The organism is Synechococcus sp. CCY 9618 (genome assembly GCF_019038415.1).
GTDB lineage: Bacteria > Cyanobacteriota > Cyanobacteriia > PCC-6307 > Cyanobiaceae > Cyanobium.
Genome location: NZ_JAFKRG010000015.1, coordinates 1 through 1782, shown reverse-complemented (window position 1 = coordinate 1782; position 1782 = coordinate 1). Strand labels below are relative to the sequence as shown.

Annotated in this window: 1 rRNA gene; it reads right to left on the bottom strand. The window is 55.7% G+C overall.

The window, feature by feature from the left end:
- Positions 1-171 precede the first annotated feature (171 nt).
- Positions 172-1656 (bottom strand): 16S ribosomal RNA (locus KUG41_RS04865).
- Between the last annotated feature and the right edge of the window lie 126 nt (positions 1657-1782).

Genomic DNA, 1782 nt, shown 5'->3' with positions numbered 1-1782 from the left:
CCTCCTCACTGTTTCCCTTGCAGGTCACAATGACTTGGTCTTTGAACTTGATGGCTCACCTTGAGGTACCGATCGACCTTCGAGATGACAGGATCATGGCCTGAGACAAATGTGCCGCTCAAACTTTCGTTCTCGCAGCGCTCAGACATCACGATCAGTTGTGTCTCCCTGTTAGGAGGTGATCCAGCCGCACCTTCCGGTACGGCTACCTTGTTACGACTTCACCCCAGTCATCAGCCCCACCTTCGGCGTCCTCCTCCACAAGGGTTGGAGTAACGACTTCGGGCATGGCCAACTTCCATGGTGTGACGGGCGGTGTGTACAAGGCCCGGGAACGTATTCACCGCAGTATGCTGACCTGCGATTACTAGCGATTCCTCCTTCACGTAGGCGAGTTGCAGCCTACGATCTGAACTGAGCCACGGTTTATGGGATTTGCTAACTCTCGCGAGCTTGCTGCCCTTTGTCCGTAGCATTGTAGTACGTGTGTAGCCCAGGATGTAAGGGGCATGATGACTTGACGTCATCCACACCTTCCTCCGGTTTATCACCGGCGGTCTCTCTAGAGTGCCCAACTGAATGCTGGCAACTAAAGACGTGGGTTGCGCTCGTTGCGGGACTTAACCCAACATCTCACGACACGAGCTGACGACAGCCATGCACCACCTGTCTCTGCGCTCCCGAAGGCACTCCCTCGTTTCCAAGGGATTCGCAGGATGTCAAACCCTGGTAAGGTTCTTCGCGTTGCATCGAATTAAACCACATACTCCACCGCTTGTGCGGGCCCCCGTCAATTCCTTTGAGTTTCACACTTGCGTGCGTACTCCCCAGGCGGAACACTTAACGCGTTGGCTACGACACCGAGGGGGTCGATTCCCCCGACACCTAGTGTTCATCGTTTACGGCTAGGACTACAGGGGTATCTAATCCCTTTCGCTCCCCTAGCTTTCGTCCATGAGCGTCAGTTATGGCCCAGCAGAGCGCCTTCGCCACTGGTGTTCTTCCCGATATCTACGCATTTCACCGCTACACCGGGAATTCCCTCTGCCCCTACCACACTCGAGCCCTGTAGTTTCCATTGCTGAAATGGAGTTAAGCTCCACGCTTTAACAACAGACTTACAGGGCCGCCTGCGGACGCTTTACGCCCAATAATTCCGGATAACGCTTGCCACTCCCGTATTACCGCGGCTGCTGGCACGGAATTAGCCGTGGCTTATTCCTCAAGTACCGTCATGTCTTCTTCCTTGAGAAAAGAGGTTTACAGCCCAGAGGCCTTCATCCCTCACGCGGCGTTGCTCCGTCAGGCTTTCGCCCATTGCGGAAAATTCCCCACTGCTGCCTCCCGTAGGAGTCTGGGCCGTGTCTCAGTCCCAGTGTGGCTGATCATCCTCTCAGACCAGCTACTGATCGTCGCCTTGGTGGGCCATTACCCCACCAACTAGCTAATCAGACGCGGGCTCATCCTCAGGCGAAATTCGTTTCACCTCTCGGCATATGGGGTATTAGCGGCCGTTTCCAGCCGTTATCCCCCTCCTGAGGGCAGATTCCCACGCGTTACTCACCCGTCCGCCACTCACCCGAAGGTGCGTTCGACTTGCATGTGTTAAGCACGCCGCCAGCGTTCATCCTGAGCCAGGATCAAACTCTCCGTTGTAGATCCATCCCTCTTGCTTCGCTTTCGCTCCACTCAGACAGACTTGCCTCTTGCCGTCACGTCACACTGGCGTATGCCGCAACTGCTGGGCCACCACAGCTCGCGCCATGGGTTCAAAGAGTGCAC